This window comes from Micromonospora sp. NPDC051296 (genome assembly GCF_040682255.1).
Lineage (GTDB): Bacteria > Actinomycetota > Actinomycetes > Mycobacteriales > Micromonosporaceae > Micromonospora > Micromonospora craterilacus.
In genome coordinates, this window is the sequence record NZ_JBFBAO010000063.1 from 1 (window position 1) to 24,136 (window position 24,136).

At 69.1% G+C, this 24,136-nt stretch carries 24 protein-coding genes and 1 pseudogene; 19 read left to right on the forward strand and 6 right to left on the reverse strand.

What is annotated here, in order from left to right; all coding sequences use genetic code 11:
- From AB0M52_RS09930 to AB0M52_RS09960, 7 genes are all read left to right on the forward strand, one after another.
- Positions 1–307 (forward strand): nitroreductase/quinone reductase family protein (locus AB0M52_RS09930; RefSeq protein ID WP_363951330.1); only part of this gene is annotated, 307 nt, incomplete at its 5' end.
- A 115-nt stretch (positions 308–422) separates the two neighbouring features.
- Complete coding sequence (locus AB0M52_RS09935; RefSeq protein ID WP_363951332.1) at positions 423–1,097, forward strand: nucleotidyltransferase domain-containing protein; 675 nt, start codon at positions 423–425, stop codon at positions 1,095–1,097.
- Positions 1,094–1,840, forward strand: a complete 747-nt coding sequence (locus tag AB0M52_RS09940) for a nucleotidyltransferase domain-containing protein (protein WP_363951334.1) — start codon at positions 1,094–1,096, stop codon at positions 1,838–1,840. The genes AB0M52_RS09935 and AB0M52_RS09940 overlap by 4 nt, the downstream gene beginning before the upstream one ends.
- An 81-nt stretch (positions 1,841–1,921) precedes the next feature.
- A complete protein-coding gene (locus tag AB0M52_RS09945) occupies positions 1,922–2,362 on the forward strand; it encodes a hypothetical protein (protein ID WP_363951336.1) in 441 nt (146 codons plus the stop codon).
- Between the two features lie 319 nt (positions 2,363–2,681).
- Positions 2,682–3,926: an MFS transporter gene (locus tag AB0M52_RS09950; protein ID WP_363951338.1), complete on the forward strand. Its 1,245-nt coding sequence runs from the start codon at positions 2,682–2,684 to the stop codon at positions 3,924–3,926.
- 89 nt (positions 3,927–4,015) lie between these two features.
- Entirely contained in the window at positions 4,016–4,480 is a 465-nt protein-coding gene (gene msrB / locus AB0M52_RS09955; RefSeq protein ID WP_363951375.1) for a peptide-methionine (R)-S-oxide reductase MsrB, read from the forward strand.
- A gap of 537 nt (positions 4,481–5,017) precedes the next feature.
- Entirely contained in the window at positions 5,018–6,850 is a 1,833-nt protein-coding gene (locus AB0M52_RS09960; RefSeq protein ID WP_363951340.1) for a hypothetical protein, read from the forward strand.
- 267 nt (positions 6,851–7,117) lie between these two features.
- Here AB0M52_RS09960 and AB0M52_RS09965 read toward each other — a convergent pair whose 3' ends face one another.
- From AB0M52_RS09965 to AB0M52_RS09975, 3 genes are all read right to left on the reverse strand, one after another.
- Positions 7,118–8,152 (reverse strand): hemolysin family protein, encoded by a 1,035-nt coding sequence (locus tag AB0M52_RS09965; RefSeq protein WP_363951342.1) that lies wholly within the window; start codon positions 8,150–8,152, stop codon positions 7,118–7,120.
- Entirely contained in the window at positions 8,149–9,501 is a 1,353-nt protein-coding gene (locus tag AB0M52_RS09970) for a hemolysin family protein (RefSeq protein WP_363951344.1), read from the reverse strand. Before AB0M52_RS09970 ends, AB0M52_RS09965 begins: the two co-directional genes overlap by 4 nt.
- Before the next feature lie 165 nt (positions 9,502–9,666).
- A complete protein-coding gene (locus tag AB0M52_RS09975) occupies positions 9,667–11,082 on the reverse strand; it encodes an aminotransferase class I/II-fold pyridoxal phosphate-dependent enzyme (protein WP_363951347.1) in 1,416 nt (471 codons plus the stop codon).
- Between the two features lie 141 nt (positions 11,083–11,223).
- On the opposite strand from AB0M52_RS09975, the gene AB0M52_RS09980 reads away from it, so the two are divergent.
- From AB0M52_RS09980 to AB0M52_RS10020, 9 genes are all read left to right on the forward strand, one after another.
- Positions 11,224–12,063 carry a nitrilase-related carbon-nitrogen hydrolase gene (locus AB0M52_RS09980; RefSeq protein WP_363951349.1) on the forward strand — a complete coding sequence of 280 codons (840 nt, stop codon included), beginning with the start codon at positions 11,224–11,226 and terminating at the stop codon, positions 12,061–12,063.
- 34 nt (positions 12,064–12,097) lie between these two features.
- Positions 12,098–13,501: a dihydropyrimidinase gene (gene hydA, locus AB0M52_RS09985; RefSeq protein WP_363951351.1), complete on the forward strand. Its 1,404-nt coding sequence runs from the start codon at positions 12,098–12,100 to the stop codon at positions 13,499–13,501.
- A gap of 13 nt (positions 13,502–13,514) precedes the next feature.
- Positions 13,515–15,011 (forward strand): CoA-acylating methylmalonate-semialdehyde dehydrogenase, encoded by a 1,497-nt coding sequence (locus AB0M52_RS09990; protein WP_363951353.1) that lies wholly within the window; start codon positions 13,515–13,517, stop codon positions 15,009–15,011.
- 4 nt (positions 15,012–15,015) lie between these two features.
- Positions 15,016–16,014, forward strand: a complete 999-nt coding sequence (locus AB0M52_RS09995; RefSeq protein ID WP_363951355.1) for a TIGR03842 family LLM class F420-dependent oxidoreductase — start codon at positions 15,016–15,018, stop codon at positions 16,012–16,014.
- On the forward strand, positions 16,011–16,949 hold the full coding sequence (locus AB0M52_RS10000) for an ABC transporter permease subunit (protein ID WP_363951357.1): 939 nt from the start codon (positions 16,011–16,013) through the stop codon (positions 16,947–16,949). The genes AB0M52_RS09995 and AB0M52_RS10000 overlap by 4 nt, the downstream gene beginning before the upstream one ends.
- Positions 16,946–17,731, forward strand: coding sequence for an ABC transporter ATP-binding protein (locus tag AB0M52_RS10005; protein WP_363951359.1), 786 nt, complete (start codon positions 16,946–16,948; stop codon positions 17,729–17,731). The genes AB0M52_RS10000 and AB0M52_RS10005 overlap by 4 nt, the downstream gene beginning before the upstream one ends.
- Positions 17,728–18,522, forward strand: a complete 795-nt coding sequence (locus AB0M52_RS10010) for an ABC transporter permease subunit (protein ID WP_363951361.1) — start codon at positions 17,728–17,730, stop codon at positions 18,520–18,522. The genes AB0M52_RS10005 and AB0M52_RS10010 overlap by 4 nt, the downstream gene beginning before the upstream one ends.
- Positions 18,523–18,586: 64 nt before the next feature.
- Entirely contained in the window at positions 18,587–19,711 is a 1,125-nt protein-coding gene (locus AB0M52_RS10015; RefSeq protein WP_363951363.1) for an ABC transporter substrate-binding protein, read from the forward strand.
- A 17-nt stretch (positions 19,712–19,728) separates the two neighbouring features.
- Positions 19,729–21,108, forward strand: coding sequence for a low temperature requirement protein A (locus tag AB0M52_RS10020; RefSeq protein WP_363951365.1), 1,380 nt, complete (start codon positions 19,729–19,731; stop codon positions 21,106–21,108).
- Between the two features lie 143 nt (positions 21,109–21,251).
- Here AB0M52_RS10020 and AB0M52_RS10025 read toward each other — a convergent pair whose 3' ends face one another.
- Together AB0M52_RS10025 and AB0M52_RS10030 are read right to left on the reverse strand one after the other, a co-directional pair.
- Positions 21,252–21,707 carry a PH domain-containing protein gene (locus AB0M52_RS10025; protein ID WP_363951378.1) on the reverse strand — a complete coding sequence of 152 codons (456 nt, stop codon included), beginning with the start codon at positions 21,705–21,707 and terminating at the stop codon, positions 21,252–21,254.
- A gap of 267 nt (positions 21,708–21,974) precedes the next feature.
- Positions 21,975–22,319, reverse strand: a complete 345-nt coding sequence (locus AB0M52_RS10030) for an MmcQ/YjbR family DNA-binding protein (protein ID WP_363951367.1) — start codon at positions 22,317–22,319, stop codon at positions 21,975–21,977.
- 133 nt (positions 22,320–22,452) lie between these two features.
- Here AB0M52_RS10030 and AB0M52_RS10035 point away from each other — a divergent pair, with 133 nt between their 5' ends.
- Genes AB0M52_RS10035 through AB0M52_RS10045 form a run of 3 tightly spaced genes read left to right on the forward strand, consistent with a single transcriptional unit; the run spans position 22,453 to position 23,807 of the window.
- The gene (locus AB0M52_RS10035; protein ID WP_363951369.1) at positions 22,453–22,584 is read left to right on the forward strand and encodes a hypothetical protein; all 132 of its coding nucleotides are present in this window, start codon (positions 22,453–22,455) and stop codon (positions 22,582–22,584) included.
- 1 nt (position 22,585) lies between these two features.
- Positions 22,586–22,804 carry a hypothetical protein gene (locus tag AB0M52_RS10040; protein WP_363951372.1) on the forward strand — a complete coding sequence of 73 codons (219 nt, stop codon included), beginning with the start codon at positions 22,586–22,588 and terminating at the stop codon, positions 22,802–22,804.
- Positions 22,764–23,807 carry an NAD(P)-dependent alcohol dehydrogenase gene (locus AB0M52_RS10045; protein WP_363951380.1) on the forward strand — a complete coding sequence of 348 codons (1,044 nt, stop codon included), beginning with the start codon at positions 22,764–22,766 and terminating at the stop codon, positions 23,805–23,807. The genes AB0M52_RS10040 and AB0M52_RS10045 overlap by 41 nt, the downstream gene beginning before the upstream one ends.
- Before the next feature lie 233 nt (positions 23,808–24,040).
- Here the strand turns inward: AB0M52_RS10045 and AB0M52_RS10050 are convergent.
- Positions 24,041–24,136: pseudogene (locus AB0M52_RS10050) on the reverse strand (MscL family protein); the annotation flags it as partial.

Sequence of the window (24,136 nt, forward strand, 5' to 3'; positions counted from 1 at the left end):
GCTGCTCACCGACTGGCTGGCCAACACGCCGCCGGAGTGGGGGATGACCGACGAGGCGAACGCCGAGGGGCCGACCCTCGGCGCGGCGCTGCCGACGGGGTTCAAGTGGTACCACAACCTGCTCGCCCATCCGCAGGTCCAGGCGGAGATCGGTACGGGCAAGGTCGAGTTGGTCGCCAGAGTTGCCGTCGGGGACGAGCGGGAACGGATCTGGAGCGCGCAGAAGGCCGCGTATCCAGGCTTTGCCGACTACGAGCGGAACACTGCCCGCCAGATCCCCGTCGTCGTACTGGAACCCGCGCCGTAGGCGAGACGGCACAACCCCGGTGCCCGCTGGTGCGGGCCGCACCGCTGGTCCGGCGGCCGGGTCTGCCTGAAAAAGATCACGCGTGTCGGGTGGTCCTTGGGTAGCGTTGCCGGGCGTGATCGAGCTTGTCGAGCGGCATACCGTCCTCGCTGTTGTGGTCGGGTCACGGGCGTACGGGCTGCATGGCCCGGCTTCCGACTATGACCGCCGTGGTGTGTTCGTTGCACCGACCCGCGCGTTCTGGCGTCTGGACAAGCCGCCCACCCACCTCGACGGGCCGGCGGCGGAGCAGTTCTCCTGGGAGTTCGAGCGCCTGTGCGTGCTTGCCCTGCAAGGCAACCCGACGATTCTGGAGGTGCTCTGGTCCCCGCTGATCGAGACGATCACCGTGGACGGGCAACAGTTGCTGGCGGCGCGTCGGGCGTTCCTGTCGAGGCGGGTGGCCGAGACGTACGGCAGCTACGCCCGGGACCAGCTCGACCGGGTGGCGGCCCGCCGCGAGCGCACCGGCGAGACGAACCACAAGCAGGCCATGCACATGATCCGGCTGCTGGTCGCCGGGGCGCACGTGCTGCGTACCGGGGAAATCCTGGTCGACGTGCGGCACCTGCGCGACAAGCTGCTCGCGGTGCGGCGCGGCGAACTGCCCTGGGACAGGGTTGCCGCCTGGGCGGCGGACCTGCTCGCCGAGCTCGCCGACGCGGACGCCGCCACCGCGCTGCCGGAACAGCCCGACCGGGACGCCGTTGATCGGCTGCTTGCCGCCGTACGGGAGAGGAACCTGCAGTGACCACCGAGGTGCCACCGTGGGCCGCAGAGGCTGCCCGGGCTCTGCCCCGTCCGCTGCTGTTCGCCACCGTCAGCGGCGCCCACCTGTACGGGTTCGCGTCCGTCGACTCCGACCTGGACCTGCGCGCCGCACACCTGCTGTCGCCTGCCGAGGTGGTCGGGTTACGCACCGGGCCGCAGACGTTGCAGCACACCGGCGTACGCGACGGTGTCGAGCTGGACGTGGTCAGCCATGACCTGCTGAAGTTCGCCAAGCTGCTGAACAGCCGCAACGGGTACGCCCTGGAGCAGCTACTGTCACCGTTGGTCGTCGTGACCAGCCCCGTACACGCCGAACTCACGTCTCTGGCCCCGCAACTGATCACCCGCCACCACGCGCACCACTACCTCGGATTCGCCGCCACCCAGCAGCGGCTGTACGCCAAGACCGGACAGCTCAAACCCGCCCTGTACACGCTGCGGGTTCTGCTCACCGGAATCCACCTGATGCGCACCGGCCGCCTGGAGACGGACCTCGGTGTGCTCGGAACGCGGATGGCGTACGTGCCGGACCTCATCGCCGCCAAGCGGGAAGCCGAGCATGGACCGCTCCCCGCAGGCGCCGCGGAGCAGCTCGCCACCGACGTCCCACGGCTACGCGCCGAGCTGGAAGCGGCCCGGGACACATCGGCACTGCCCCACCACGCGCACCCGGCAGCCGTGGACACCCTGCACGACCTGGTAGTGCGTACCCGCCTGCGCTGAGCCACCCAACCAGCAGGACCGGACGCGTGCGTTCGCGTTGCGCCTCCAACCACGGTGATCGTAAATGTTTCGATTGTCGCCATGGAGTCATGGTGGACAGTGGTCGGGACACTCGGCGGCATCGCGTTGACCGCCACGGTTGGCCTGGTGACGGCGCTTCCCACCCATCGATGGCAACAGGAGCGTCTCCGCCTGGAACAACGCTTCGTAGCCGACCGAGAGCTCCGGGCAACCCGACGGGAAACATATGCGCGTTACCTCGTGAGCGCTCAACGGCTTTTCGACGCCGCGAACACACTGTTCCGTCAGCACCGCACACAACCGTTGGACACGGCTGAACTTGCCGCGAACCCGCCGGAGGAGCTGCGCAGCGCCATCGCGTCGAACGAGGCTTCGCGGGTCGAGGTCATGCTTCTCGCCGACGGAGCCCTTCGCGAGACCCTCGCAGTCTATGACAGGGCCCTGTGGGATCTGTGGCCGGCGATGGCGTCAGGCGCCGATCGCCAAGGCCAGAAGGCGTGACTAACTGTGGTGCACATCACGAAGTGGCAGGCCTGGAGCCGCACCTGACTGGCGCCTGCCCTCTTGCCGAGAGTCCCATTGAGGATCCTGGTGCAGCCCTGAAGCGCGGTAGGGCGGCCTCCTCCACTTCTCCTAGGGGATGGCCATCGTCTTGGCAGGACGGACCCCTGAGGCTGTTGATGTTGGGCGTAGGCAGGCTGGCCTGGCCGCCGGGCGAGGAATACCGTCGGCCGCACGCCCAAACTGTTTCTCCGACCACCGGCGTGACAGACGGACCATCGACGCCACTCTCTGTGGCCGTGTCATCGGGACGGTCAGGATGGCCCGGGAGGTACGGACCGTGTTGGATCTGAAGCCTTACCGAGACGTGCTCGCGCTGGCGGGGTTACGGCCCCTGCTGCTGGTCGCGATCCTGGCCCGGGTGCCGGTGGCGGCCACCGCGGTGGTGATGACGCTGCACGTCCTCGATCTGGGCCACGGCTATTTCGCCGCCGGGCTGGTCGGGGCCGCGATGACGGTCGGTTCGGCGCTCGGCGCGCCACTGCTCGGCAGGCTGGTCGACCGGCGCGGCCTGCGGCCGATGCTGCTGCTGACCACGGCGGTCTCGGCGCTGTTCTGGGGGACCGCGCCGGTCCTGCCGTACCCGGTGCTGCTCGGCGCGGCGTTCGTCGGCGGGCTGCTCGCCCTCCCGGTCTTCTCCGTGATCCGGCAGTCGGTCGCCGCGCTGGTCCCGCCGACCCAGCGCCGCCAGGCGTACGCGCTGGACTCGATGTCGGTCGAACTCAGCTTCATGATCGGGCCGGCGGCGGCGGTGGCCCTTTCCACAACTGTCTCGCCCACCTCGACCATGTACGCCGTCGGCGGCGGCATCGTGCTGGCCGGACTCACTCTGCTGGTGCTCAACCCGCCGACCCGGGCCCGCGACGAGGAGACGACTCCGGCACAGCCGCTGCCGCGTCGGCAGTGGCTGACTCCACGGCTGCTCGGGCTGCTCGCCGGTGGCGCGGCCAGCACGCTGGTGATCGCCGGCACCGATGTAGCGGTGGTGGCGGTGCTGCGTGACGCCGGTCAGGTCGACTGGACCGGTGTGGTGCTGGCGCTGTGGGCCTCGTACTCGTTGGTGGGCGGCTTCACCTACGGTGCGCTGGCCCGCCCGGTGCCATCGCTGAGCCTTGCCGTGGTGCTTGGTCTGGTCACCATTCCGGCCGGTTTGGGCAGCGGCGAATGGTGGCTGCTGGCCCTGGTGCTGCTGCCGTCCGGGGCGCTCACCGCGCCGACCGTAGCCGCCACCGCCGACGCGGTGAGCCGGCTGGTGCCGGCGAGCGTACGGGGTGAGGCGATGGGCCTGCACGGCTCGGCGATGGTGGTGGGGCTGGCGCTCGGCGCCCCGCTGGCCGGGGCGGTGATCGATGCCTCCGCGCCGGCCTGGGGCTTCGCCGCGACCGGCCTGCTCGGCGCGCTGATCGCGCTGGCGGTGCTACCGGCCGAGTTGCGTCACCGGCGGTCCGACGCCGCCATCGCCGCCGCCGAAGCCACGATCACCCCCACCGCCGAGCGTGTGTAATCCACCGCAGGCGGGGTACCCGGTCGCGACGCATGTGGGCCGGAAACACCGGGCCCATCGTGCCCAACGGCTCGGCCGGGGAGGAACGTATGGTGTCACAGGATTATCGAAAGAGCCCTGAGGTGATTTCGCGACTGTCGCCTGAGCAGTACCGGGTCACCCAGGAAGCCTCGACCGAGCCAGCGTTTAACAATGAGTACTGGGACAACGAGGAACCGGGCCTCTACGTCGACGTCGTGTCCGGCGAGCCTCTGTTCGCCTCTGTCGACAAGTACGACAGCGGCACCGGCTGGCCGACGTTCAGCAGGCCCATCGCACCGACGAACGTGGTCGAGGCCCAGGACACAAGCCTCGGCGTCACGCGTACCGAGGTCCGGTCGGCGCACGCAGACAGCCACCTGGGGCACGTGTTCGACGACGGTCCGATCGAGACCGGCGGACTGCGTTACTGCATGAACTCGGCGGCGCTTCGGTTCGTTCGGCGCGACGACCTGGAGCACGAGGGCTATGGCGAGTACCGCGGGGTGTTCGAACGCCCGGCTGGGAAGCGATAGCGACGAGCGACGACACCGAAAGGCGGTCCTGGGCGGCGGCTGCCCGCGAGCGGTTCCGCGCCCGGCGAAGCCGGCCATGTGGGTGCCAGAAGGTCGGGTTCGCCCTACGGCTGTCCAACGTCCGTACATGGCCATGGACGGCTCGCTGTCCCCACAGTGACGACACGTGTGGGCTACGGACGATTGAGTTCCCACGCCCCGACGCGTCTGTCGCTGCGCACCGCAGCGCTCGCCAGCCCACACGCTTGGGGCCGGTTGCGGTGTGCTGGTCCTCTCGGCGGCGGCGACCGACCGCTACGGCATCAACGCCCGCAGCCTGGTCCGTCCGGCCTCCGCCGATCCGGCAATGTCCGAACCATATCTCGCGCTGCGATCCTCGGATCTGTGTCCGTACTCTTCTCGTCTAGCGCGCACCGACGCGATGCACTTGCGAGATGGTGGCGCAGGCACAGCCTGACCGTGGCAGGCCTTCCGCGGGGCGTTGTTGTCAGTCTTTGGGCCGCAGGCCTGGCGGTTGTCGCGGGATACATCTCCTGCGTGGTGCTGTGGGATCGCTTTCCGAGCCCGGATCCCGTGCTGGGTTGGACGGGGTTTCTGCTGAACCCGGAGTTGGCGACAAGCGCCTCCTTTGCCGGACTCATCGCACTCGTGGGGCTTTCCGTGGGCTCGGCGATGTCTGCCTACGCGCTAGACAGTGAAGGCGCGTCAGCCCGGGTCGGTCGTGTCGTGGTCGTCGCGTTCAGCGTCGCGTACGGAACCCTGCTGACGATCTATTACACGCAGACGGCCGCACACGTGCTGCTAGGGTTGGGCTTGATCGGCTACGGCCTGATCTTCGTCGCTTTCGCCCTGGCGTCGTGGGCTGCGCTCGGCTGCGCGATCCTTGCGGTGCGGCCACGCGATCACCGGTGGTTAACCAGCCACGCGGCGGCGGGCCCGTACATCGTCGGCGCGGCGACCACCGTGGTCCATCTGATGATGCCTCAGCTTGAGGTGGCGTACGGTCCGGTGGCGCTCAACGTGCTGACGGGGACGGCGATCAGCGGCGGTGGCCTGCTGCTGATTTGGCTGGCAGTCGCCGGTGTGACGGGCACTGTGGACGCCGGACGATGGTTCGGCCGCCGGGTGGCACGGTCTCCACGTTGGACCGCCGTGCTGGCAGCACTCGCGATGATCTCTGCGGTGGTCTACCTGACCGTCGAAGCAATCGGCTATTTCCGGCCCGCCTCGTTCGTTCATGCCGGTGTGATGGCCGTGGTCGGCGTGCTGCTGCTGTCGTTCGCCCGTGATGTAGACGTTCCCGACCGGCAGCAGCAGACGATCGGGTTGGTCGTCGTTCTGCTGCTCTTCGGCCCGCGTCTGATCGTCGGGGCGATCAGCAGCCAGACCGGCGCTGTGGCTTCCCTGATCGGCGTTCCGGTCATGCTCGGTGGTGCGGTGCTATTCGTTCTGCTCATCTGGGCCGCCGGACGGGTGACCCGGAACTCCTCGCCGAGGCGTCGATCTCTTGCTCTTCTGGGCGCCTGGTTGCTGAGCGGGACGGCCGCCATCGGCGCGCAGGCCGCACTGGCGGGCCGCTTCTCCGGTTTCGGCGTGGAGGTCACCGATACCTACGTCAGGATCGTGAACGTCGTGCTGAAGGTGCTGAGCCTCGGCTTCGATGATCACTTCGACGCGGGCGTCGTCCTCGTCGGTGTCGTCTCGACAGTCCTGCTCCTACGCCAAAAGACGCGGCGGATGGCGTACGCGGGGCTGTTCGTGTTCGCCTGGCTGGCACCGTGGTTGTGGGGTGGGGCAGCGGCATCCCCGCAGCTGTTCTGGGTCTTCATGATGGCGCTGCTGGGGCTGACACTGGTCGCAGCCGGGCTCGGGCGGCCCGCCGCTGGCCTTCCGCCGTCGACGATCATGACGTCGCTCTGGGTGATCGGCGGTGTCGCATGGTGGCTGGCCTACGCATCGGATTTCGTGCCTGACAGTTGGGCTCGAATCACCGTGCCAGCCGCCTTCGCCAGCCCGGCGATCGTTCCGTTCCTCCTGCAGGCGCAGCCCTTCAACAACGGGCGGCGCCGGGCGGAAAGGCTCATGCTCGCCGCGGGGGTCGCGGTCGCCTGCTCCACACTGGCGCTGTTCCAGGTCATGATCGGCCAGTGGCACGAAGATCTTCCTTGGTCGGATCTCGCCGTTCTCTTCATCGCGATGCCCGTGGCGGTGATCGCCGTGGCGTCCTTGGGGCCCCACGCGCCAGGGGAAGCCGATCAGGCAGGGGATTCGGTGCCCGTGCAGGCCCGTGACATGGACGCGGCAAGGCAACTGCCAAGGCCGAGCGAGGATCCGCGTCCGGCATGGTTCAAATTTCGGCAGTTCAAGTGAGTGTGGCCCCGGAGTCACGGTTCGTCCGGCACCGGATTCCGGCCGTCCCGCATCTTGAGCCACCCATTGCCGTCGGCCATTAACACCTTGGTCTCCGGGTCGAAGCTGTGCGGCCGAGCGCATCCGGCCGGCACCCGGTTCCAGCCCTGGTAGCCCGCGGGTGCGCCGGGGCCCTCATTGGCCCTGGCTGCCGCCGCTGGCGATGAAGCGCCCGGGTCTTCCTGTGCGGGGGCAGCAAAGCGTGCCCCCGCACAGGTGATCCGTGGGTCAGCGGGTGGTGGCGTCCTGGACCTCGCCGATGAGCTCTTCGACGATGTCCTCAAGGAAGATGACGCCGGTGGTGTCGGCATTCTCGTCGAGGACCCGGGCGACGTGGGCGCCGCTCTTGCGGATCATGGCCAAGGCGTCCTCCAGCTCACTGTCGCGGCGTACGACAGCGAGCCGGCGGATGCGTTTGGCCGGTACCGGGCTGGTGTAGCTGTCGCCGGTCAGGTCCATGACGTCCTTGATGTGCAGGTATCCGCTTGGTTCACCGTTGTCGGTGAGCAGGTAGCGGGAGTAGCCGTGCTCGGCGACGGACCGCTGGATCTCGGCTGGCGTCACGGTCGCCGGCAGCACGACCAGGTCGCCGAGGGGTACTTCCACGTCGCCGGCGGTCTTCGCGGTGAACTCGACGGCGGCGGTGAGGGTGCCGGTGTCGTCGACAAGGACCCCTTCGCGGGTCGACTGCGCCACGATGGTGGCGACCTCGTCCAGCGTGTAGGTGCTGGTGGCCTCGTCCTTGGGGGTTACCCGGAACAGCCGCAGGATGCCGTTGGCAATCCCGTTCAGGCTCCAGATGATCGGCTTGAAGATCCGGGCGACGAACACCAGCGGCGGGGCGAGGATCAGCGCCGCCCGGGTCGGTACCGAGAACGAGATGTTCTTCGGCACCATCTCACCGAACACCACGTGCAGGAACGTGACCAACACGAGCGCGACGACGAACGCCAGCACGGTGACCGCGTCCGGCGACAGCGGTGTGTTCGCCAGCGGGATCTCCAGCAGGTGGTGGATCGCCGGTTCGGAGACGTTCAGGATGAGCAGCGAGCACACGGTGATGCCGAGCTGGCTGGTGGCCAGCATCAGGGTGGCGTGCTCCATCGCCCAGAGCGTGGTCTGGGCCGCCCGGCTGCCTGCCTGTGCCTTCGGCTCGATCTGGGACCGGCGGGCGGAGATCACCGCGAACTCAGCGCCGACGAAGAAGGCGTTGACGACCAGCAGGACGACGAGCCAGATGATGCCTGGTAGGTATTCGCTCACCGGATCGTCTCTTCCTGGCGGTCGTGGGCGCTACGGTCGGCCCCGGAACTGCCGGCTGTCTCGGTGGGGACGAACCGCAGCCGGTCGGCCTGAATACCGTTGAGGTGTTCGACGCGCAGCAGGCCGCCCTCGATGGCGACCTCGTCACCGACCTTCGGGAACCGGCTGAGGCGGGCGGTGACGAACCCGGCGACCGTGTCGTACTCGTCGTCCTCGGGAACCACGATCCTGGCCCGTTCGAACAGTTCGTCGGGGCGCAGCGAGGCGTCGAAGTAGACCGACCGGCCCCGGCGCAGCATCACGGTGCGGGCCCGGTCGTGCTCGTCCTCAAGATCGCCGATGATCTCCTCGACCAGGTCCTCCAGGGTGACGATCCCGGCGGTGCCGCCGTGCTCGTCGTAGACGACCGCGAACTGCAGGCCCCCGCCGCGCAGCGTGGGCAGCAGCACGTCGAGGTGCATCGTCTCCGGTACCCGCGCCGGCTCGATGACGAGATCACGTGCCCGCACCCCGCCGCGCTCGGGCAGCGGGATCGCGAAGGCGTGCTTGACGTGTATCACCCCGATGATGTCGTCGACGTCCCGGCCGATGACCGGGAATCGGGACAGCCCGGTGGCGGTGGCCCGTTGGATGATCTCGGTGGCGGTGGCCGAGGAGTCGACCGCCGCCATTCTGACCCGGGGGGTCATCACGTCGGAGGCGTCGTGCCCGGAGAACCGCAGGGTGCGGTCCAGCAGCGTGGCATGGTCCGCGTCGAGGACGCCGGCCCGGGCCGAGTGCCGCAGCAGCGAGCTGAGTTCCTCGGCGCTGCGGGCACCGGACAGCTCCTCCTTCGGCTCGATGCCGAACGCCCGGATCACCGCGTTGGCGGTGTTGTTGAACAGCAGGATCACCGGCTTGAGCACGGTGGTGAACAGCGCCTGGAAGGGCACCACGAACTTCGCGGTCTGCAGCGGCACCGCCAGCGCGAAGTTCTTCGGTACGAGTTCGCCGATCACCATCGAGAACAGCGTCGCCAGCAGGATGCCGACGACCGCGCCGATCGCGGGCACCGCCGGATCCGGTACGCCGACCGCGCCCAGCGGATTGGCCAACAGCGAGCTGACGGCTGGTTCGAAGGTGTAGCCGGTGAGCAGTGTCGTCAACGAGATGCCGAGCTGTGCGCTCGACAGGTGCGTTGAGGTGATCTTTAGTGCGGCGATCGTGGGGCCGAGCCGTTTCTCGCCACGGGATTGACGGGCTTCGAGTTCGCCACGATCGAGGTTGACCAACGCGAACTCGGAGGCCACGAACATGCCGGTGCCGACGGTGAGAATCAGCCCGATCCCCAGCAGGATCCATTCAGACATCGGTCAGCCCCTGTCGCGCGACGGCGGCCGTACGGGCGGCCGGGACGACTAGGGGCCACGGACTATGGTGCGGAAGATCATCCATAAGGCTGCAGAGGGTAGTCGGTCACGCTGAGAGCAAGCTGTGACGGCGGGAGCAGCATTCCGCGCCGGAACACGGCGCCGTCAGCGCCAGCCGCGCGGGTGCGGCCGGGTGCGGGCACCGCTGCCCCGGTGCGGGCTGCCAGCGGCTTCGGCGAGCACATCGGCCAGCTGGTCGTAGCCGTCGCGCACCAGCCCGACGGTGAGCCGGACGTGATCGGTGTCCAGGTGGCTGACCTCGAACGGGGCACCCGGGGCGACCGCGATGCCGTGCGCGGCCAAGGTCAGCATGGCGACCTGCTGGTCGGCCACGGACATCCAGAGGTTGATGCCGTCTGCGGCGGTCGCGGCCACCCCGCGGGCGGCGAGCGCGGCGAGCAGGGCCCGGCGGCGGCGGGCGTACTCGTCGCGGGCGTGCTCGACCTGGGCGACGGTCGCCGGGTCGGTGAGCAGCTCCAGGAGTACCGCCTGGAGGAGCCGGCTGGACCAGCCGGGGCCGAGCAACCGCCGGTCACTGACCGCGGTGACGAGTTCCGTCGGCCCGCCGAGGGCGGCCAGCCGCAGGTCGGGACCGTGGCTCTTGGAGAAGCTGCGGACGTGCACGGTGCGCTCGGGCAGCCGCCGGCCCAGGCTCACCGGCGGCGCGCTGGCGATCTCGCCAGCGTGGTCGTCCTCGATGACGGTGACGCCGGGGTGGCGTGCCAGCACCCGGGCCAGTTCGTCGGCCCGACGCCGGGTCATGCTGACTCCGGTCGGGTTGTGTGCGCGCGGCTGGAGATAGAGGGCGACCGGAGCGCAGCTGCGCAGGGCCTCGGCGAGCGCGTCCGGGCGCAGGCCGGCAGCGTCCAGCGGCACCCCGAGCACGGTCGCACCGACCGTCTCCAACAGGTCCAGCAGCGGTGGGAAGGCCGGATCCTCGATCAGCACGTGGTCGCCGAAGCGCACCACCGCGGCGGTGACCCGGTCGATCGCGTCGAGCGCGCCGTCGACCACGGTGAGCTGCGGTGGCGGGAAGGGCCACCGCTCGCGCAGCACCGCCTCCAGTCTGGGCAGCACCGGCTCGTCCAGGTAGCTGTTGGTGAGTCGGGCGTCACCGATGCGCCCCAGTGCGGCAGTGATGCTGGGCAGCAGGTCGAAGTCGGGTACTCCGGTGGACAGGTCGTAGGCCGGTGCGCCACCGCCGGTCGCGGCCGGGCCGGCCGTGGCGCCGAGCTGCGCGTAGCGCAGGGGCCGGCGGGCCAGCGCCGGGGTACGCACGAACGTGCCGGACCGGCCGCGGGTCTGGATCGCGCCGGCGCGGGCCAGGCTGCGCCACGCCTCGCTGACCGTGGTGGGGCTGATGCCCAGCTCGCGGGCCACGTCGCGGACGGTGGGCAGGCGCGCGCCGGAGGGCAGCGTCCCGGCGCTGACCAGCCGGCTGACGGCAGCGGCGATGCCCCGGGCGCTGCGATCGTCCACTGCGCCCGCGATGAGTTCGAGCATCTTACAGCTCCGAAACATTTGGCCGATTGTCCGCATCGACTTGTGTCGCTAGTGTCCTACGCAATCCGATCCCGAACAAGGTCAGCGGCCGGAGTCCTCCTGACTGGCCACGTGGAAGCCAAGCCGCCGGTGCGCCGACGACCACAGGAAGGGGAGACCGTGGCAGACGTGATCCGGGCCGCCATCGTCCAGACCAGTTGGACAGGCGACAAGGAATCGATGATCAAGGCACACGAGGAGTACGCGCGGCAGGCCGCCGCGCAGGGTGCCAAGGTCATCTGTTTCCAGGAGCTGTTCTACGGGCCGTACTTCTGCCAGGTGCAGGACAAGGCCTATTACCAGTACGCCGAGTCCATCCCCGGTCCGACGACCGAGCGGTTCCAGGCCCTCGCCGCCGAACTGGGCATGGTGATGGTGCTGCCGATGTACGAGCAGGAGCAGCCCGGCGTGCTCTACAACACCGCCGCCGTGGTGGACGCCGACGGCAGGTACCTCGGCAAGTACCGCAAGCACCACATTCCGCAGGTCAACGGCTTCTGGGAGAAGTTCTACTTCCGCCCCGGCAACCTGGGCTTTCCGGTCTTCGACACCGCCGTCGGCAAGGTCGGCGTCTATATCTGCTACGACCGGCACTTTCCCGAGGGCTGGCGGGCACTCGGGCTGGGCGGCGCCCAGATCGTCTTCAACCCCTCGGCGACCAGCCGGGGCCTCTCGTCCTATCTGTGGAAGCTGGAGCAGCCGGCGTCGGCGGTGGCCAACGAGTACTTCATCGGCGCGATCAACCGCACCGGGATCGAGGAGCTCGGCGACAACGACTTCTACGGCACGTCCTACTTCGTCGACCCGGAGGGGAACTTCGTCGGCGAGGTCGGCGACGCGCACCACCCGGAGCTGATCGTCCGCGACCTGGACCTGGGGCTGCTGGCCGAGGTGCGCGACCGGTGGGCCTTCTACCGGGACCGCCGCCCGGACGCGTACGAGAGCCTGGTGAAGCCGTGACCTCGCCACTGATCGAGACCGGGACGGTGCGGCCGTGAGCATTCTGCTGATCAAGGATGGGACGGTTGTCGGTCCCACCGGCGCGACCCCGGCCGACGTGCTGGTGGACGGCGAGACGATCGCCGCGATCTTCGCGCCGGGCCGGGGCCCGCAGGACGTCGAGACCATCGACGCCACCGGCAAGTACGTCATCCCCGGCGGGGTCGACGCGCACACCCACATGCAGCTGCCGTTCGGCGGCACCTTCGCCAGCGACACCTTCGACACCGGCACCCGGGCGGCGGCGTTCGGCGGCACCACCACCATCATCGACTTCGCCGTGCAGCGCACCGGCGAGGTGGTCCAGGACGGGCTGGCCGCCTGGCACGCCAAGGCGGCCGGCAACTGCCACGTCGACTACGCCTTCCACATGATCCTCGGCGGGGTCGACGAGGACTCGCTCAAGGCGATGGACCAACTGGTCACGAGCGAGGGCATCTCCAGCTTCAAGCTCTTCATGGCGTACCCGGGCGTCTTCTACAGCGACGACGGTCAGATCCTGCGCGCGATGCAGCGGGCGCGGGAGAACGGCAGCATGATCATGATGCATGCCGAGAACGGCCCGGCGATCGACGTGCTGGTCCAGCAGGCCCTCGCCCGGGGTGAGACCGACCCGATCCACCACGGGATTACCCGTCCCGAGGCGTTGGAGGCCGAGGCGACCAGCCGGGCGATCTGGTTGGCCAGCGTCGCCGCCGACTGTCCGCTCTACATCGTGCACCTCTCCGCCAGCAAGGCGCTGCAGCAGGTGGCCGCCGCCCGTGACCTGGGACGCAACGTCTTCGCCGAGACCTGCCCGCAGTATCTCTACCTGACCCTGGAGGACCAGCTCGGCGCGCCCGGCTTCGAGGGCGCCAAGTGGGTGTGCTCCACCCCGTTGCGCCCGCGCGACGAGTCGCACCGCGCCGACCTGTGGCGCGGTCTGCGCACCAACGACCTCGCCGTGGTCTCCACCGACCACTGCCCGTTCTGCTTCAAGGACCAGAAGGAACTGGGCGTCGGGGACTTCTCGAAGATCCCCAACGGCATCGGTGGTGTCGAGCACCGGGTCGACCTGCTCTACCAGGGTGTGGTGGACGGCAAGCTGTCGCTGCAGCGCTGGGTCGAGACGGTCGCCACCACCCCGGCCCGGATGTTCGGCCTCTACCCGCGCAAGGGCGTCATCGCGCCCGGCTCGGACGCCGACATCGTGCTCTACGACCCGGCGGGCCGTACCCGGATCAGTGTCGACACGCACCACATGAACATGGACCACTCGGCCTGGGAGGGTTACGAGATCGCCGGCAAGGTCGACACGGTGATCTCCCGGGGCACCGTGCTGGTCTCCGGCGACACCTACCACGGCCGGGCCGGCCACGGGCGCTACGTGCCCCGTGGACTGTCGGACTACCTGGTCTGAGGGGCGGGCAGCGATGACGCCGGAAGCACGCGAGATCAGGCACTGGATCGACAACGTGACCGTCGCCGGCACCGGTACCCGCCGGCTGCCGGTCTGGGACCCGGCCACCGGGCAGCAACAGGCGACCGTGGTGGCCGCCACCGCGGCGGAGACGGACGCGGCGGTGGCCAGCGCGCTGGCCGCCTTCCCGGGTTGGCGGGCGCAGTCGCTGTCCCGCCGGGCCGAGGTGATGTTCCGCTTCCGTGAGCTGGTCGACGCCAACCGCAAGGAGATCGCCGCCCTGGTCAGCCTGGAACACGGCAAGACCGCGGCGGACGCGGACGGCGAGGTGGCCCGCGGCCTGGAGAACATCGAGTTCGCCACCGGCGCCCCGCACCTGCTCAAGGGCGGCTACAGCGAGCAGGCCGCAGGCGGGGTGGACGTCTACTCCATCCGTCAGCCGCTGGGGGTGGTCGCCGGCATCACGCCGTTCAACTTCCCGGCGATGGTGCCGATGTGGATGTTCTGCAACGCCCTGGTCTGCGGCAACACCTTCGTGCTCAAGCCGAGCGAGAAGGACCCGTCGGCCTCGCTGTTGCTGGCCGACCTGCTGCGCCAGGCCGGCCTGCCGGACGGGGCGTTCAACGTCGTGCAGGGCGACCGGGAGGCGGTCGAGACGCTGATCTCCCACCCCGACGTGCAGGCGCTGAGTTTCGTCGGGTCGACCCCGATCGCGAAGGCCGTCTACGAGGCCGGCACCCGCGCCGGCAAGCGGGTGCAGGCGCTCGGCGGGGCGAAGAACCACATGGTGGTGCTCCCGGACGCCGACGTCGACTCGGCCGCCGACGCCGCCGTCTCCGCCGGCTACGGCTCGGCCGGCGAGCGGTGCATGGCCATCTCGGTGGTCGTCGCGGTGGGCTCGGTCGCTGACCCGCTGGTCAGCGCGATCAGCGACCGGGTCGGCCGGATCAACGTCGGCCCGGCCACCGACCCGGCTGCCGAGATGGGTCCGCTGATCAGCCGCGAACACCGCGACCGGGTCGCCGGCTACCTCGCCGACCCGGGTGGGGCCGAGGTGGTGGTGGACGGCCGCAACGCGCCGCTCGCCGACGGGCCGGGCTTCTTCCTCGGTGCCTCGCTGGTCGACCGGGTTCCGCCCGGATCGCCGCTGCACACCGACGAGATCTTCGGCCCGGTGCTCTCGGTGGTCCGCGTGGACACCTACGAAGAGGCGCTGAAACTGGTCAACGACAACGAGTACGGCAACGGCACGGCCATCTTCACCCGCGACGGCGGCGCGGCCCGACGCTTCCAGTACGACGTGGTCTGTGGGATGGTCGGCGTCAACGTGCCGATACCGGTGCCGGTGGCCTACTACAGCTTCGGCGGCTGGAAATCGTCGCTCTTCGGGGACCTGCACATGTACGGGCCGGACGGCATCCAGTTCTACACCCGGTCCAAGGTGATCACCTCCCGCTGGCCGGACCCGGCCACCTCCCAGGTCGACCTCGGCTTCCCGAAGGTGCGGTAGAGATATGGACATCGGCGTCGTCCTGCAGTGCGACCCACCCGCCCGTGACGTGGTGGAGCTGGCGAAGAAGGCCGAGATGGCCGGCTTCAGCCACGTGTGGACATTCGACTCTCACGTGCTCTGGCAGGAGCCGTTCGTCATCTACAGCCGGATCCTCGCCGAGACCGAGCGGGTGATCGTCGGGCCGATGGTGACCAACCCGGCCACCCGGGACTGGACGGTCACCGCCTCCCACTTCGCGACCCTCAACCAGATGTACGGCAACCGGACGATCTGCGGAATCGGCCGGGGCGACTCGGCGGTCCGGGTGCTCGGCTCACGGCCGACCACGCTGGCTGAGCTGCGCGAGTGCGTGCAGGTGATCCGGGCGTTGGGCAGCGGCGAGTCGGTGACGCTCCGCGATCGACAGCTCCGGTTCGCCTGGGCACCGGAAAGCCGGCTGGAGGTCTGGGTGGCGGCGTACGGGCCGAAGGCCCTCGCGCTCAGCGGGGAGGTGGGCGACGGGTACATCCTGCAACTCGCCGACCCGGACATCGCCGCCTGGATGATCGGCGCGGTCCGCACGGCGGCCGAGCGGGCCGGGCGCGACCCGGCGGCGATCAAGTTCTGCGTCGCCGCCCCCGCCTACGTCGGCGACGACCTGGCGCATCAGCGTGAGCAGACCCGCTGGTTCGGTGGCATGGTCGGCAATCACATCGCGGACATCGTCGAGCGCTACGGCACCGGCGGTGACGTGCCGGCCGCCTTGACCGACTACATCAAGGGACGCAAGGGCTACGACTACGCCGAGCACGGCCGTGCCGGCAACACCCACGCGGACTTCGTACCGGACGAGGTGATCGACCGGTTCTGCTTGCTCGGGCCGGTGGAGAACCACCTCAAGCGGCTGGCCGAGCTGCGCGAGCTGGGCGTCGACCAGTTCGCCGTCTACCTGCAACACGACGCGAAGGAGGCCACCCTGGCCGCGTACGGCGAGCACGTGATCCCGGCAGTCGCCCGGTGAGACGACAGGTCCGTCTGGCGCTGGGGACACTCGGCGGCCTCGCCCTCGGCGTGGCGCTCTGGGAGGGCTACAAGGCCGTCGGGAATCCGGACGGCAGCAGCCTGTTCGGGGTACGCCTGCTCCCCCGCGCCGACGACCTGTCGATGCCGCACGTCACCGACGTGCTGGGCCGGCTGGCCCGGCCCGAGCTGACCGGTGGCCGCCCGGTCTGGCTGGTGGTGCTGGACGCGGCCGTCTTCACCCTCGGGATCACCGCGGTCGGGCTGCTGGCCGGTGGGCTTTTCGGGCTGGTGCTGGCGGTGCTGATGCAGCGCTTCCGGGTGGTCGAGCGCGGCCTGCTGCCCTACGTGGTGCTCTCCCAGACGGTGCCGCTGGTCGCGCTCGCGCCGCTGGTCGCGGGGTGGAGTGGCGGATTGTCGTTCGGGGCGTACCCGTGGCAGGACTGGATGACCGTCGCCATGATCGCGGCGTACCTGGCGTTCTTCCCGGTCGCCGTCGGCATGCTGCGCGGGTTGCAGTCGCCGACGGCGGCCGGGGTGGAGCTGATGCGCAGTTACGCGGCCGGCTGGTGGCGCACCCTGGTCAAACTCCGGCTGCCGGCCTCGCTGCCGTACCTCTTCCCCGCCCTGCGACTGGCCGGTGCCGCCGCCGTGGTGGGTGCGGTGGTGGGCGAGATCTCCACCGGTACCCGGGGCGGCATCGGCCGGCTGGTCATCGAGTACTCCCGGGAGGCCACCTCGGACCCGGCCAAGGTCTACACGGCGATGCTCGGCGCGGCGCTGCTCGGCCTCGTCGTGGCGGGCCTGGTCAGCCTGCTGGAGCTGCCGTTGATGCGGCACCGCCGGCGGGTGCAGGACCACCCTGTGGCGGCCCGGAGCCAGGCGAGGCCGGCGCGGGTGCGCGCCGGGCGGAGTGGAGTGGGAGACCCGGCATGACGGCGGTCAGCATCGCGCACGTCTCGAAGGTGTTCAACCAGGGCAACCCCGGTGAGGTGGTCGCTCTCACCAAGGTCGAGCTGACCGTCGAACGGGGACAATTCGTGTCGCTGATCGGCCCGTCCGGCTGCGGCAAGAGCACCCTGTTGCGGCTGATCGCCGATCTGATCGAGCCGACCACCGGCACGGTCACCGTGGCCGGCAAGCCGGCCCGGCGGGCCCGCCTCGACCAGGAGTACGGCATCGCCTTTCAGCAGGCCGGCCTCTTCGAGTGGCGCACCGTACGCCGCAACGTCGAGCTGCCGCTGGAGCTGCGCGGGACCAGCGGGAGCAAACGGCGGGCCCGGGCCGAGGAGATGCTCGCGCTGGTCGGGCTGGCCGACTTCGCCGGGCACTACCCGGCCCAGCTCTCCGGCGGCATGCAGCAGCGGGTCGCCATCGCCCGCGCGCTGGCCGTGCACCCGCCGTTGCTGCTGATGGACGAGCCCTTCGGCGCGCTGGACGAGATGACCCGAGAGCGGTTGCAGGGCGAGCTGTTGCAGATCTGCGCCAGCACCGGCACCAGCACGGTCTTCGTCACCCACTCGATCCCGGAGGCGGTGTTCCTCTCCGACCGGGTGGTGGTGATGTCGGCCCGACCGGGCCGGATCACCGCGTCGATCGATGTCGCGCTTCCGTCACGGGACGAGGCCGGGCGCCAGTCCCCCGAGTTCTTCGACGCGATCACCCGGGTGCGCCGCGCGTTGCGTGGCGACACCGCGCTCTCGGCGGTGGACGGATGAACCGCGCGGCGGCGACCCGGGGCGCCTCGGGCCGGCTCCGTGTCGTCGCGCCCCCCGTGCTGGTGGGGGTGCTCGCGGTGGTCGGCTGGGAGCTGACCGTCAGCCTCGGCCGGATCGCGCCGTTCATCCTGCCGGCGCCCTCGGCGATCTGGGACCAGCTGGTAGAGCAGCGCGGCAACGTCCTCGACGCGGCGCTGGCCAGCGGCGCCAACGCCCTGGTCGGCCTGGTGGCCGGTACCCTCGTGGCGCTGCTCGCGGCCATGCTGGCCAGCCGCTTCAGCTTCCTCGGCGAGGTGTCGGTGCCGTTCGCCGCGGTGCTCAACGCGCTGCCCATCATCGCGCTGGCACCGATCCTGAACAACATGTTCGACTCGACCAGCAGCGTGCCCCGCCGGTTGGTCGCCGGGATCATCGTGTTCTTCCCGGTCTTCCTCAACACCCTGCGCGGTCTGCGTGAGGTCGACCCGACGCACCGTGAGCTGATGGCCAGTTACGCCGCCGGCGGCTGGACCTTCGCGCGCCTGGTCCGGCTGCCCGGGGCGCTGCCGTTCGTCTTCACCGGACTGCGTCAGGCGTCCTCGTTGGCCGTCATCGCCGCCGTGGTCGCCGAGTACTTCGGTGGTCTCCAGGACGGCCTCGGCGCCCGGATCACCTCGGCCGCGGCATTCACCGCGTACCCCCGCGCCTGGGCCTTCGTGGTGGGCGCCTGCCTGCTCGGCCTGGTCTTCTACCTGGGCACGCTGCTGCTCGAACGTCTGCTGATGCCGTGGCGGACCCGCCCGGCCCTCTGAACCACCACCAGCCAGCCCCCCGTTGGATTCTGGAGGAACCCGAGTGAGACCACGTTCGATCCGTGTGAGTGTGCCGGCCGCCATCGTGTCCGCGGCGCTGCTGCTGGCAGGCTGCGGCACCGCCGACCCCGCCGAACCGGGCGCCGCTGCCAGCGGCGGCGTCACCACCGTGAAGCTGCAACTGCAGTGGTTCTTCCAGGCCCAGTTCGCCGGCTACATCGCGGCGGTGGAGAAGGGCTTCTACACCGAGCAGGGGCTCAACGTCGAGCTGCTGGAGGGTGCCGTCGACATCGTCCCGCAGACCGTGCTGGCCCAGGGCAAGGCCGACTACGCGGTCGCCTGGGTGCCGAAGGCGCTGGCCTCACGCGAGCAGGGCGCCCAGGTCACCGACGTGGGCCAGATCTTCGCCCGGTCGGGGACCTACCAGGTCGCGTTCGCGGACAGCAACATCAAGACTCCGGCCGACTTCCGGGGCAAGAAGGTGGGCAACTGGGGCTTCGGCAACGAGTTCGAGCTGTTCGCCGGAATGACCGCCGCCGGCCTGGATCCGGGCAAGGACGTCACGCTGGTGCAGCAGCAGTTCGACATGCAGGCGCTGCTGAAGAAGGAGATCGACGTCGCCCAGGCGATGAGCTACAACGAGTACGCGCAGTTGCTGGAGGCCACCAACCCGGCCACCGGCAAGCTCTACACCCCGACGGACTTCACGGTGATCGACTGGAAGACGGTCGGCTCCTCGATGTTGCAGGACTCGGTCTGGGCCAGCACGGAACGACTCAAGGACAAGGCTTACCAGGACACCACCGTGAAGTTCCTGGCCGGCACGCTCAAGGGCTGGGCCTTCTGCCGGGACAACGCCGAGGCCTGCCGGGACATGGTCGTCGCCAAGGGCTCCAAGCTCGGCAAGAGCCACCAGCTCTGGCAGATGAACGAGGTCAACCAGCTGATCTGGCCGTCCACCAACGGGTTCGGGCTGGTCGACGAGGCGGACTGGAACCGAACCGTCGAGCTGTCCCTCAAGACCCGCAATCAGGTCGGTGACACGGTGCTGAAGAATCAGCCCGAGGGGCTGGCCTACACCAACGAGTACATGCAGAAGGCGCTCGACCAGGCCAAGTCCGCCGGGGTCGACGTGACCGGGGCGAACTTCAAGCCGATGACGGTGACGCTGACGGCCGGCGGCGCGTAGCCGTCCATGGTGCAGACGTGGCCGCGCACCCGGTGGGTGCGCGGCCATCAGTCTCGGGAGCCGGTGTGGTAGCGGCCGCCACGTCGAGAGTTTACTGGCCCGTCTGCCGGGAAGGCAGCGTGTTCGGCTGCATGAGCCGGTCGGGTGACTGTCCGTCTTCAATGTTTTCGTTGTCGACGCCTGGGTTTATCCGGGTGGTGACGAGGAACGTTGGGCGCTGGGACCGGGAATCGCTGCTCCGGAAGGGCGCGGCGGAGCAGGCGACGTTCGTTGAGCTGTTCTTCGACCTGGCCATGGTGTTCATCCTCAGCCGGCTGGTCGAACAGGCGCTGGCCGAGGTGCCCGGCCCGTCAGGCTGGGTGGTGTTGGGGCAGAGCGTGCTGCTGTTTCTGCCACTGATGCGGGTCTGGACATTGACCACGTACATCACCGCCCAGTTCGATCCACGCCGACCCGCGGTGCAAGGGTGCGTCATCGGCAGCGTGTTCGGTGTGCTGGTCTTCGGCGTCAGCGTGTCGTCGGCCTTCGACGGGCGTGCCATTGCGTTCGCGGGCACCTACGTCCTCATGCAGGCCGGCCGGACCCTGGTGATCGGTCTCCTCGCCACGGCGCCCGCGGTGCGTACCGCGTATCTACGGGCCTTCTGCTGGTACGCGGTCGTTTCTGTCCCGTGGCTGATCGGCGCGTTGCACCACGGGACCGTCCGCCCGGCGTTGTGGGCCTTGGCAATACTCGTTGAGTTCGTCGCGAACGCCCGCGGCTGGCCCGTACCCCGACTCGGCGCCGGCCTGGCGAACCTGTGGGCGACGGCTGCCCGATATCTCGCCGAGCGCTACCAACAGTTGCTGATGATCTCTTTCGGTGAGCCACTGCTGTCCGTGGGCGTCGCCTTCACCCAGGTACCGGCCAGCCCGTACCGGATCACCGCACTGATCGTCGCGTTCCTGACCACCGTCCTGCTATGGCGCCTGTACTTCCACGTCGCCGGTCAGCTGGTCGACGACGCGGTCCAGGCCGCCTCGCACCCGGCCCACACCGGGCGCATCGCCGGCCTTGCCCACCTGGTCATGATCCTCGGGGTTATCACCACCAGCCTGGGACACGACCTGGTCGAGAAGCACCCCGGCATGCACACCCCCCTCACCTGGTCGTCCGTCATCCTCGCCGGGCCCGCCATCTTCCTCGTTGGCCGCTCCGTGCTGGAGTACGTCGTCTACGCCCGCGTCTCCCTGTCCCGCCCTGCCGGCATCGCCGCCCTCGTGGCCCTGATCGCGCCGCTGACCCTTGTCCCACCGCTGGCCGTCGCCGGCGGCGCCGCCATCGTTCTACTTCTTGTCGCGGTCGCCGACACCAGACGCTCGCACCGGCATCCCGACGAACAGCCCACCCCACCCTGACAACATGCCGGAAGCCTCCGCGCCATCGGTGAGCGAGGTAGCTCCAGCTGAAGACGACGTTCAAATCGCTTCGCAACGTCAGTCTGGATTCGTGGCGGATCGGAGCGTCGCCGAACACCGGCGCATTGATCTCATCCAGGTCGTCACTCGCCCGGCATGCCACTCGCTTCGATCTCCTGTTGGTGCTCACGGGCGCGCCGTTCGAGGTAGGCAGCAACGTCGTCCGCTTGGGTCTTACGCCCGAGCCAGCGGCTCAGGTTCGATTTCTGCGGCCCGGGAGCTACCACCCAGCTGCCGTCAGCGCAGATGATGGTAATTCCGTCATAGCCGGCATCGCATCGCACCACCGCCGACCAAGGAACGCGGATCGTACGCCACTCCCTGCGCAGGGTCAGTCCTTCCGGACCAGCGGACAACCGAGGGTGGAATGTGCGACGCCACAACAAGAATGCCAACAAGCCGTATGGCACCGCGATGGCGAGCGCCACGCGCAGGTCGCCGTCGGTCCACACGAAGAACATCACCACCGCTACGGCCATAACGCCGATCAGTAGTCCGGCCAGGACCCTCGACGCGAGACCCAGTCGCCACACCCGCACCTCGTCCAAGTCGATTGGCAATCCCGACCCCAATCCATCCGATGCGAATACCGCCACCGCCATGGGCTCCGCCGGCGGACTCCCGTGGCAGCATCATCGTGGATCTACGCAATACCAAGCCCTCAACCGCGTTCGCCGACGGCCCAGCGACGCAAGGTCTACCTGCCGCGTACACGACCTCCGGGACATAGCCAGCCGCTCGCGGTAGCCGATGACAGGATGGGACGCTCGTCGCTCGACATGGTTCCGGGACTTGGAGATCAGTGATCAGACCCCGCCCAGTCGCTGACGGGCAAGGAACTTCGGCACCACCATCCGCCACGCCTCGCTCACCAGCTCGACCATGCGGTCGTGTTCGAGGCGGTCGAGCTGGCAGCAGACCCACTGGAAACGCAAGTCGGCCGCACCCGGTAGGAAGAACAGCTCCGGCTCGGCGGCGACCAGGGCGGCGCGTTCTTCTCTGGGGAAGCCGAAACCCATAGTCGTCTCGTCGCGGGAGAACGCCACGTAGACGATCGCGCCAACCCGGAACTTCACCCGGTCGCGGATCAGGTGCTCGGTGGTGCGGGGCAGCGTGAGCGCCAGCGCCCGGACGTCGGCGACGGTGACCATGCCAGCACCGTATCGGCACCGCACGACAGCCACCGGCCGCACTGCGGGCGAAAGCTGGTGAATCGCCTGTTTGATCGTCCGATTGCATCTGCACGGCGGTCCCGCGCCCGTACGCCGGTTTCTGCCCGATCTGATGGAGCTGATCGGCGATCGCACGATCGATCCGGGCAGGGCCTTCGACCTGGACCTGCCGCTGGAACAGGCGGCCGAGGGCTACCGGGCGATGGACGGATGCCGCGCCATCAAGACCCTGCTGCGGCCGTGACATGCGCCTGACCATCGGCATGAAACTGATGCTCGCTGCGGCCGCCGGACTGATATCACTCGGTTCGATCGTGACCATGCCGCCCGAACCTCCGGATGTCGGCACCGACGTCGTCCTGGTCATCGAGGACAAACTACGATTGCTCGTTCGCCCTGCAGCGCTAATGCTTGGAGATCACCATTCCTACCGTCAACGCCGTCGCCGCCACCTCGGCCACTGACCCGCTCGTGCGCACCACGATCAAGCGCCGTGACGTGGGGCCGCGCGACGTGCTCATCGAGGTCAGCTACGCCGGTATCTGCCACTCCGACATCCACACGGTGCGCGGAGACTGGGGTCCGGTGCCGTACCCGCTCACCGTCGGCCACGAGATCGTCGGTCACGTCACCGAGGTCGGCGCCGAGGTCACCAGGCACGCCGTGGGCGACCGCGTCGGGGTCGGCTGCATGGTCAATTCGTGCCGCGAGTGCGAGAACTGCCGGGCTGGGCAGGAGCAGTACTGCCTGAAGGGAAACACCCAGACCTACGCGAGCCTCGACCGCGACGGCACTGTCACCCAGGGCGGCTATTCCACGCACATCGTCGTCGACGAGGACTTCGTGTTGAGCGTGCCGTCGTCCATTCCGCACGAGGCAGCCGCGCCGCTGCTGTGCGCGGGCATCACCACCTATTCGCCGCTGGCGCACTGGAGCGCCGGGCCGGGCAAGAAGGTCGCCGTGGTCGGCATGGGCGGTCTCGGGCACATGGCCGTCAAGATCGCCGCGGCGATGGGTGCCGCGGTGACCGTGCTGTCACAGACGCTCGGCAAGCAAGACGATGGACTGGCCTTCGGCGCCAAGCATTTCTACGCCACCAGCGACCCGGCGACGTTCGAGACGCTGGCGAATACCTTTGACCTGATCGTCAACACGGTCAGCACACCGATCGACATGGGCGCGTACCTGTCGCTGCTGCGCCTCGACGGAACCCTGGTCAGCGTGGGCGCGCCGTCGGAGCCGTTGCCGGTGCAGGTGTTCTCGCTGTTCGGCAATCGGCGCTCGTTCGCCGGGTCGAGCATCGGCAGCATCGCCGAGACGCAGGAGATGCTCGACTTCTGCGCCGAGCACGGCATCGCCCCTGAAATCGAGGTCATCGACGCCGACGCCATCAACGAGGCGTACGAGCGGGTGCTCAAATCCGACGTACGCTACCGCTTCGTCATCGACATCAACTCACTGCGCTGAATCGCATCAGCCCGCAGCCGGACACGCACCGTTGCGTCTGCCGCCCGGCTCACCCTGCGGTGAGCCGGGCGATGTCGTAGGCACGAGCCGTACCCCTCGAAGCGGGCGACCCAGCGGCTCCAGGCGCCCCACACGATCATCGGACAGCGCCTGAGGTGTCTTCGAAGTGTTGGGGGAACACGAGGTTGGCGTGTCACTTAGGTGGACGTCCCGCGGTTGGATCACAAGGCGACGGCGCGTGTGAGCTGCGTGACCACGCCCGTGAACGCGGCGCCGATGACGACGCCGACCGCGAGGTCGACGACGTTGCCGCGCATGATGAAGTCCTT

Excerpts from the sequence above, each read along its gene's own strand:
- AB0M52_RS09945 (WP_363951336.1), top strand. The coding sequence starts at position 1,922 with ATGGAGTCATGGTGGACAGTGGTCGGGACACTCGGCGGCATCGCGTTG.
- AB0M52_RS09950 (WP_363951338.1), top strand. The coding sequence starts at position 2,682 with ATGGCCCGGGAGGTACGGACCGTGTTGGATCTGAAGCCTTACCGAGAC.
- msrB (WP_363951375.1), top strand. The coding sequence starts at position 4,016 with ATGGTGTCACAGGATTATCGAAAGAGCCCTGAGGTGATTTCGCGACTG.
- AB0M52_RS09970 (WP_363951344.1), bottom strand. The coding sequence starts at position 9,501 with ATGTCTGAATGGATCCTGCTGGGGATCGGGCTGATTCTCACCGTCGGC.
- AB0M52_RS09975 (WP_363951347.1), bottom strand. The coding sequence starts at position 11,082 with ATGTTTCGGAGCTGTAAGATGCTCGAACTCATCGCGGGCGCAGTGGAC.
- AB0M52_RS09990 (WP_363951353.1), top strand. The coding sequence starts at position 13,515 with ATGACGCCGGAAGCACGCGAGATCAGGCACTGGATCGACAACGTGACC.
- AB0M52_RS09995 (WP_363951355.1), top strand. The coding sequence starts at position 15,016 with ATGGACATCGGCGTCGTCCTGCAGTGCGACCCACCCGCCCGTGACGTG.
- AB0M52_RS10005 (WP_363951359.1), top strand. The coding sequence starts at position 16,946 with ATGACGGCGGTCAGCATCGCGCACGTCTCGAAGGTGTTCAACCAGGGC.
- AB0M52_RS10010 (WP_363951361.1), top strand. The coding sequence starts at position 17,728 with ATGAACCGCGCGGCGGCGACCCGGGGCGCCTCGGGCCGGCTCCGTGTC.
- AB0M52_RS10030 (WP_363951367.1), bottom strand. The coding sequence starts at position 22,319 with ATGGTCACCGTCGCCGACGTCCGGGCGCTGGCGCTCACGCTGCCCCGC.
- AB0M52_RS10035 (WP_363951369.1), top strand. The coding sequence starts at position 22,453 with ATGGAGCTGATCGGCGATCGCACGATCGATCCGGGCAGGGCCTTCGAC.
- AB0M52_RS10040 (WP_363951372.1), top strand. The coding sequence starts at position 22,586 with ATGCGCCTGACCATCGGCATGAAACTGATGCTCGCTGCGGCCGCCGGA.